Annotated in this window: 6 protein-coding genes and 5 tRNA genes; 8 read left to right on the plus strand and 3 right to left on the minus strand. The window is 42.3% G+C overall.

The genetic code is table 11. The annotated features are described in order from the left end of the window. The first annotated feature begins 34 nt into the window (after positions 1-34). A tRNA-Asp gene (locus L8S15_RS21560) sits at positions 35-111 on the plus strand. Positions 112-740: 629 nt separating this feature from the next. Here the strand turns inward: L8S15_RS21560 and pssA are convergent. Next, positions 741-2,081, minus strand: coding sequence for a CDP-diacylglycerol--serine O-phosphatidyltransferase (gene pssA, locus L8S15_RS21565; RefSeq protein ID WP_280575139.1), 1,341 nt, complete (start codon positions 2,079-2,081; stop codon positions 741-743). 91 nt (positions 2,082-2,172) lie between these two features. Further along, a complete protein-coding gene (locus tag L8S15_RS21570; RefSeq protein WP_010435583.1) occupies positions 2,173-2,604 on the minus strand; it encodes a GNAT family N-acetyltransferase in 432 nt (143 codons plus the stop codon). A 66-nt stretch (positions 2,605-2,670) separates the two neighbouring features. On the opposite strand from L8S15_RS21570, the gene murB reads away from it, so the two are divergent. Both murB and birA read left to right on the plus strand, forming a co-directional pair. Then, positions 2,671-3,717 (plus strand): UDP-N-acetylmuramate dehydrogenase, encoded by a 1,047-nt coding sequence (gene murB / locus L8S15_RS21575; RefSeq protein ID WP_010435581.1) that lies wholly within the window; start codon positions 2,671-2,673, stop codon positions 3,715-3,717. Continuing rightward, positions 3,714-4,679: a bifunctional biotin--[acetyl-CoA-carboxylase] ligase/biotin operon repressor BirA gene (birA, locus tag L8S15_RS21580; RefSeq protein WP_280575143.1), complete on the plus strand. Its 966-nt coding sequence runs from the start codon at positions 3,714-3,716 to the stop codon at positions 4,677-4,679. The genes murB and birA overlap by 4 nt, the downstream gene beginning before the upstream one ends. 7 nt (positions 4,680-4,686) lie before the next feature. Here the strand turns inward: birA and coaA are convergent, their stop codons facing one another. Continuing rightward, the gene (gene coaA, locus L8S15_RS21585; protein WP_029189146.1) at positions 4,687-5,610 is read right to left on the minus strand and encodes a type I pantothenate kinase; all 924 of its coding nucleotides are present in this window, start codon (positions 5,608-5,610) and stop codon (positions 4,687-4,689) included. A gap of 210 nt (positions 5,611-5,820) precedes the next feature. Here coaA and L8S15_RS21590 point away from each other — a divergent pair. The 5 genes from L8S15_RS21590 to L8S15_RS21610 all read left to right on the plus strand — a co-directional run. Then, a tRNA-Thr gene (locus L8S15_RS21590) sits at positions 5,821-5,896 on the plus strand. A 43-nt stretch (positions 5,897-5,939) separates the two neighbouring features. After that, positions 5,940-6,024: transfer RNA gene (locus tag L8S15_RS21595), tRNA-Tyr, on the plus strand. Between the two features lie 39 nt (positions 6,025-6,063). Further along, a tRNA-Gly gene (locus L8S15_RS21600) sits at positions 6,064-6,138 on the plus strand. A 13-nt stretch (positions 6,139-6,151) separates the two neighbouring features. Beyond that, positions 6,152-6,227, plus strand: a tRNA-Thr gene (locus tag L8S15_RS21605). 92 nt (positions 6,228-6,319) lie between these two features. After that, positions 6,320-6,447, plus strand: a 128-nt coding sequence (locus tag L8S15_RS21610; RefSeq protein WP_227484038.1) for a GTP-binding protein, incomplete at its 3' end; no start/stop codon positions are given.

A 6,447-nucleotide genomic window follows, 5' to 3' on the forward strand; every position in this document is an offset into this window, starting at 1 on the left:
GATATGGACGCTCACTTAGTGAGTTGACCACTGCGGAGTGGTAGTTCAGTTGGTTAGAATACCGGCCTGTCACGCCGGGGGTCGCGGGTTCGAGTCCCGTCCACTCCGCCACTTATTAGAAAGCCCTACTAGTAATAGCAGGGCTTTTTTACATTTGAAGAAAAGTGTTTTGCTTTTAGATTGTATGAGTGCGGTAAAGGCATCGAGCCCCTGCACTTAACGCTATGCCGGCACATATTAGAAAGCCTAGTCTGACGACTAGGCTTTCGTCGTTTTAAGCGTATGTGTTTTGGAATTTGGCTACAGATCCTTATCACTAGCTCTGGTACTTCACTCGATATCGGGACGTGCTGCTTGGGAATATAGGTGGTTACTTCTAACTCTGGTCGTTAAGCTAAAATAGAACAGCACATCAAATTGGGCTTATCTTATTGCTTTATTATGTGAGATTTCCTATCGCTCACGCACTTTGCTGTAGGGAATGACGACCATTATTGCTTTTAATACGTAGAGGGTAATTGTCGATTATGTTCGTATTGGTACTCGTTTAACTGTTCTCTATATCATACCGGATACAGGTATCCGGAACTCTTAGACTAACTAAGGAAAAGTTAGGGTACTTAGCACTTAGATCTACCACACTCACTGTGAATAAATAGAGATGTTGACTCGTTACCTCGTAGATACAAAAACGCCTAGCGTTTGCCAGGCGTTGATAAATAGTGTTTTTAATACATCTACTACAGTATTTGCTTAAGCACTCTATCGGCTTTCACGCGAGTGATCTTTCGAATCAATTTCTGAACTTCGACCGGGTAGGTATCGACTTTATCTAATTGTTTGTAAGTGCAGATAAGTTGCGTATGTTGAAGGATGTTATCAACTTCGGCTTGGAACTTATCCGTTAGGTGATGGTAGTTATCTTGGATAAAAATACCATTCTCTAGATCTAGTTTCCATGCGCGAGGGTTGAGATTATTCCCCGTTAATAGCATATAGCGCTCATCGACCCAAATACCCTTAAGGTGGAAGCTATTAGAGTCGTGTTTCCAAAGCCGAATTGATAAATTGCGACTGGCAATGTTGGCTTCATTGGCTTTAGCAAAACGACGTAAGTTCAATTCGTAAAGGTAAGGCAGCCCGCCAATGGTTTTAAACTCTTCTTCTGGTGAAATGAAGAAGTCGTTCGCGGTCTTATCACCAACAACAATGCTGACCTTTACACCACGCTTGAGCGCTTTCTTTACTTCCTTTGCTAAACTAGGTGGGAAGTTAAAGTAAGGAGTACAAATGAATATCTCATCTTTCGCTTGAGCAACCAGCTGATTAATTCCTTGATTCAGGCGATTACGTCTTTTACCTATACCGACCAGTGGCGTTATGGCAACTTGTTCAGGTGAAACTTCTTGTCCATCGAACTGATATTGAGATCTTGCTAATGACGAACGGAATTGGCGAATAGCTGGTTTGAGTTCTTTGGTAGCAGGCTTGTTCTTATCAGCTAAATCATAAACAGCACTATCTGCGATCATTTGTTCTTGTACATAAGTGAACATTGAATCAGCCAGTGTTGGGTTGTTTAAAACATGGTAGCGATCAAAGCGATAGCGGTCATGATAATTCAGATAAATATTATTAAGACTTGCACCGCTATAGATCACGTTATCGTCGACAATAAATCCTTTCAGATGTAAAACGCCAAAGACCTCTTTACCGCGAACAGGGATGCCATAGACAGGAACAGAGAGCTGATATTTTTCAGCGAATTCTTTGTACATTGCAGCATTGCCTTCAGAAGATTCTGCACCAATTAATCCGCGTTGTGCTCGATGCCAATCGACACAAACACTCACGTCCAAATCTGGGTTCTTTTGCTTTGCTTCATATAAGGCAGTTAGGATCTCACGGCCAGCCTCATCATCTTCAAGGTACAAAGCGACTAAACTAATACGAGTCGTTGCGCGAGATATCTCGTCAAGTAAACGAGTTCGAAACTCTTGCGCTGATAGTAGTACTTCAAACTTGTCAGGATTCTGCGCTATGGTTGGCAATTGTATGAATGGATTCCTACTGGCAATCATATTGACTGTTTTACCTTAAAAATATGCAAAATTGCGAACCTTTAATTTTACCAAAGGCATAGCATCAAATACTAGATAATCGAGGCATTCTCTAACAATTTTGCTGATAATGCATAGGAATGAGATCTTTTCCGCTATTCGAATATCGCTCGTATAAAACTCTCAAACCATTAGGTAGTTGTTTTGGGTCTATTTGTATGAATTGGTGTCGTGTATAAAAGTTTATGAGATGAGCGTATGTAAAGCAGTAGTCTTTTTCTGTGAGTGTATGTTGCTCACAGTACTCCATAAGCTGGGAGCCTAATTGCTTGCCTCTATGCTGTTTTGAGATAGCCATGCCGGTAAGCAAGCGGCTATCTTCTATCGTTCGAAAACGCACGACACCACAAAGCTCGTTATCCAGTAGCAATGAATAAATCAGTTCACTCTTATTAGCTTTTCCTGTTGGGTAGTGTTCTTTATAGAAACGTTTAACGAGAGGAACCTTTACGGGGTCTAATTGGGTAATGATGACATTGTTCATTCTGTCACTGCGCCACTTGTTTATCTACGGTAGAATGGCTGCAGTGTAAGTTAATTGAATATCATCATGCAATTCCATCTCAATGCTAGTTTAAAAAATGTTCATACATTTTCCATCGATCAGACGTGTGATGCGTTGGTTGAAGTGACAACCATCGAAGAACTGATTTCTGTTTATAAAGACTCTAAATGGTCGGCCTTACCTAAGTTAATACTGGGAAAGGGCAGTAACATGCTTTTTACTGATCATTTCGCGGGCCTGATCATTGTGAATCAGTTGACGGGGATTACTTTGACCGAGATAGATAGCCATCACTTACTGCATGTTAACGGTGGTGAAGATTGGCCTAGCTTGGTTGAGTGGAGCGTTGGAAAGGGGCTTGGTGGCCTCGAAAATTTAGCAATGATACCGGGCTGTTCAGGTTCTGCACCTATTCAAAATATTGGTGCATATGGTGTTGAACTGCAAGACGTGTGCGAATATGTCGATACTCTTTGCCTGGATACTTATACAGTTAAACGATTAACCAAAGAGCAATGTCTCTTTGGTTATAGAGATTCTATTTTCAAACACGCTTTATACGGTAAAGCGATTGTTGTTGCGATCGGCTTAGCATTACCTAAAGAGTGGAAGCCTTGTAATCACTACGGTCCGTTAAAAAGCCTTCCTATAGAGACTCTTTCTCCTCGTACTATATTTGATGAAGTATGTGCCATTCGTTCGAGCAAGTTGCCAGACCCTGCTGTGCAAGGTAATGCCGGCAGCTTCTTCAAAAACCCAGTAATCACCAAAGATCATTTTGATCGATTACTATTGCTGTACCCGAGCATTGTAGGTTATGAGAATAATAACATGATCAAAGTTGCTGCTGGATGGCTCATTGATCAATGTCAGTTCAAAGGTGTAATCGAAGGTGGTGCTCAAGTTCACCCAAACCAAGCGTTGGTTATTATCAACTATGACAAAGCCACTGCTTTGGATGTCATTAAGCTAGCTGAGCGAGTACGTCAATCTGTCTTAGATAAATTTGATATTCAATTGGAACATGAAGTCCGTTTTATGGGACGACAAGGTGAGACAAACTTAGATAAAGCATTGGAGATATTAGTATGAGAGAACACAGTACTAAGCTTGCCTTATTAAGATGCCTTGCTGATGGTGAGTTTCATTCTGGAGAATTCCTTGGTGAAATGATCGGAGTATCACGAGCTGCGATCAGTAAGCATATTAAAGGTATTCAAGAGTGGGGCTTGGATATTTATCGAGTGCAAGGGAAAGGTTATAAGCTAGCTAGCCGCTTAGAAATGCTTGATCAAGGGCGATTGTCTGCTGTTAGCCGTGATGCTTCCCTTGAACTGATTCCAATCATAGGTTCAACAAACCAGCATCTGTTAGAACGCACCAACGACCTCGAATCCGGTTCAGTCTGCATTGCTGAATATCAAGCAGCAGGTCGAGGACGTCGCGGGCGCGAGTGGGTGTCACCATTTGGCGCTAATCTGTACCTTTCGATGTACTGGCGACTTGATGCGGGTATGGCTGCTGCTATGGGATTAAGCCTCGTAGTTGGTGTTGCCGTTGTTGAAGCTTTGGAAGAGATGGGAGTCGAAGGCGTTAAGCTTAAATGGCCGAATGACCTTTACCATAATGACAAAAAGCTAGCAGGAATATTGGTAGAGTTGTCAGGGCAATCTGGTGGTGCTGCTCATATTGTAATTGGTTTGGGCCTTAACTTATCTATGGATCCGACAACATCAGGTATTGGCCAGCCATGGACCTCTCTCAAGGAGGTGTGTGATGGACAAGAACCGGATCGTAATCAACTTGCACAGGCTCTGATTAATGCCTGGGACAAGTCTCTTGTCGACTATGAACTAACAGGGATGTCGAATTTTGTCGAACGTTGGAATCGCTTAGATAATTTCTTAGGTCGCAATGTCAAATTGATTATTGGACCTAGAGAAATTGAAGGTGTCGTTCAGGGGATCGATGAACAAGGTGCCGTGTTACTCAAAACAGAGAACGGCATCGAGAGCTATATTGGTGGAGAGATATCGTTAAGAAAAGGAGACTAAGGCGTTACTATTTTCTAAGCAACACTTCTTCAACCATATGATCTGCGCCTTTACGTAGAATCAGATGTGCCCTTTCTCTTGTCGGAAGGATATTTTGTTCTAGGTTCAAGCCATTAATTGAGCTCCATATACCTTCCGCTTTATCGAATGCTGCTTGATTCGACAGACGGGTGTAATGACTAAAGTACGAACCGGGCTTGGTAAACGCGCCATCACGAAATTTCATGAAACGATTGATATACCACTCTTTGATCTGCTTGCTGTCCGCATCAACATAGAGTGAAAAATCAAGGAAATCAGATATGAAGACACGATGTGGTTCGTGTGGGTAGTTCATGCCACTTTGCAAAACGTTAAGTCCTTCAATGATAAGAACATCTGGTAGATCCACACACTTCACATCACCAGTAATATTATAAGTCAGGTGAGAGTAAACTGGCGCAGTGACATTTCTTTTACATGCTTTAACATCTGAAACAAAGTTGACTAAGCGCTTGATGTCGTAAGACTCAGGAAACCCTTTCTTACTCATCAACCCTTTCTCTTCTAACACCTCATTTGGGTACAAAAAGCCATCTGTGGTCACGAGTTCTACTTTGGGATGGTTTTCCCAGCGGGATAAGAGAGCTTTAAGCAGGCGTGCGGTTGTACTTTTACCTACAGCAACACTTCCAGCTATGCCAATAATAAAAGGTGGCGCTTTCTCTTTTTTATCTAGGAATTCATGAAGCACTGAATTTCTGTTTTGTCTTGCGGCAACATAGAGATTCAATAGACGAGATAACGGTAGATAAATCTCTACAGCTTCTTCCATTGTGAGTTTTTCATTGATGCCTTGAAGCTCTTTTAAGTCGCTTTCAGAAAGTGTCATCGGAACTAAATTCCTTAGCTCAGACCAACGTGCGCGGTCGAATGACATATATGGACTCATACTAAACTCTATAGTGGATGACAAAACAAGTGCATGGAAAATACATCATGCGCTAGATAAATAAAATATCTTCCTGTACTAGATGCGGGTTAAAGGCAGAAACCTTGAGCTAAATAGCTGTATATAGGAATTTGAGATGAGATTTTTCCATTTTTTTTCAATTTACTATTGCAAGGTGGAAAATCATTCAATAAAATGCGCCCCACTTGTGCCGACTTAGCTCAGTAGGTAGAGCAACTGACTTGTAATCAGTAGGTCACCAGTTCGATTCCGGTAGTCGGCACCACTTTCTCCCTTCCTATAAGGCAGCGAGAGAAAGCTCAAAATTTGGAGGGGTTCCCGAGTGGCCAAAGGGAGCAGACTGTAAATCTGCCGGCACTGCCTTCGATGGTTCGAATCCGTCTCCCTCCACCATATTCTAAAGGTTAAATAGCTCAAGCAGAGTTACGTGTTGCGTGCATCGTATAATGGCTATTACCTCAGCCTTCCAAGCTGATGATGCGGGTTCGATTCCCGCTGCACGCTCCAACTCATTTTGTGTGCTGATATAGCTCAGTCGGTAGAGCGCACCCTTGGTAAGGGTGAGGTCCCCAGTTCGACTCTGGGTATTAGCACCAGTCTAAAGCTTCTTCTCCTTTAATAAAAAACCATTTTTTTGGTTGCGTGGTCTTATGTTAAGCCACCTAATCCGTACCTAGAGGGACACCCCATGTCTAAAGAAAAATTTGAACGTACGAAACCGCACGTAAACGTTGGTACTATCGGCCACGTTGACCACGGTAAAACAACTCTAACTGCTGCTATCTGTACTACTCTTGCAAAAGTGTACGGCGGTGT

It is taken from the genome of Vibrio sp. S/42/10 (genome assembly GCF_029890535.1).
Lineage (GTDB): Bacteria > Pseudomonadota > Gammaproteobacteria > Enterobacterales > Vibrionaceae > Vibrio > Vibrio cyclitrophicus.